At 58.3% G+C, this 1,309-nt stretch carries 2 protein-coding genes; one reads left to right on the forward strand and one right to left on the reverse strand.

Going from position 1 to position 1,309, the window contains the following annotated elements; translation table 11 throughout:
* Window positions 1–219, reverse strand: a 219-nt coding sequence (locus GSQ75_RS19055) for a hypothetical protein (RefSeq protein ID WP_216840680.1), incomplete at its 3' end; no start/stop codon positions are given.
* A 34-nt stretch (window positions 220–253) separates the two neighbouring features.
* Between GSQ75_RS19055 and GSQ75_RS12185 the strand changes: the two genes are divergently transcribed.
* Window positions 254–1,309, forward strand: a 1,056-nt coding sequence (locus GSQ75_RS12185; RefSeq protein ID WP_158755165.1) for a sulfotransferase, incomplete at its 3' end; no start/stop codon positions are given.

Below are 1,309 nucleotides of genomic sequence, written 5' to 3' on the forward strand. Positions count from 1 at the left end.
CAAACGGCCGAGCTGCAGAAGCTGTTGATCGACGCGGGTATTGCGCTCAGCCCGTAGCTCGCCATGCAGCAAGTCGTTTTCTTTCTTTCTTTCCCTTGGCGCAAACATGCATGGCGAGAAAGACGTTGTGCTTTTCTCAAGCTGGATTCCGCGTGGATATTGTTCAGCCACGCCCGATATGCTTAGCAACTGCAATGGCTTGTCATCGGGCATAATCATCGGGGCACAACCTATTGTCACGCTAAGGCATCGCATGTCTGATCCAAACAAGCTCTTTGCCCAGGCCACCGCGGTATACAACCAGGGAAACCATCGTCAGGCATTTGATCTGGCGAAAACCCTGCTGCCGGTGGCTCCCGATCATGCGGGGCTGCATTACCTGATCGGGCTTGCCGCACTCGACCTGAAGGAGATGCCGACGGCGGTGAAGTACCTGCAAAGGGCCGTGAAACTTGATCCTCTGCGAGGCGAGTATGCGGCGCAATTTGCGAAGGTACTTTCCCTGGTCAACCAGCAAGCCGTTGCGCTGGCTGTCGTGGATCGGACCTTGACCTTGTCGTCACTCGACGCAACGACACTGGATACGCTCGGGGTGGTGCTCTCGCGCGCCAATGAACATGAGCGTGCACGGACTCTTTACGCGCGTGCGGCGGCCCAGGAGCCATCCCGCGTCGATCTTCATTACAACCTCTCCAAATCGCTGATGTGCCTGGGCAAGCTGGATGCAGCAGAACAGGAAATGGAAGCCTGTATCGATCTGGCGCCGCAGTCGTGGGGAATCCACCTGTCGTTGTCGTATCTGCGCACGCAGACCGCGACGAACAATCATCTGGAGCGTTTGCAGTCGTTGTTGCCGAAGAGTGCAGGCAATCTTGTCGCGCAGATACATCTGCATCTGGCACTGTTCAAGGAATACGAGGATCTGGCCGATTATCCCAAGGCATTCGAGCACCTTGCCATCGGCAAGGCCGCGGGAAAAGTAGGACGGGACTATTCACGCGAGCGCCAGGAGGCCCTGTTCGCGGCACTGACTCGGGCACTGCCGAACCCGGAGACCGCCGCTGCCGGCTTTCCTACCGATGAACCCATCTTCGTCATCGGCATGCCGCGTTCGGGCACGACCCTGGTCGAGCGCATCATTTCCAACCACCCTGACGTGCATTCGGCTGGCGAGCTGAATAACTTTCCGGTCGCGTTCAAGCAGCTGTCAGGCAGCGGCACGCGTCCTCAACTTGATCCGGAAACCATCGATTGCGTGCCCAATATTGACTGGCGCCGGCTGGGCGAAGCCTATCTCGCCGGGACCCGG

Origin of the sequence: Dyella sp. S184 (assembly GCF_009766065.1) — a bacterium.
Classification (GTDB): Bacteria; Pseudomonadota; Gammaproteobacteria; order Xanthomonadales; family Rhodanobacteraceae; genus Rhodanobacter.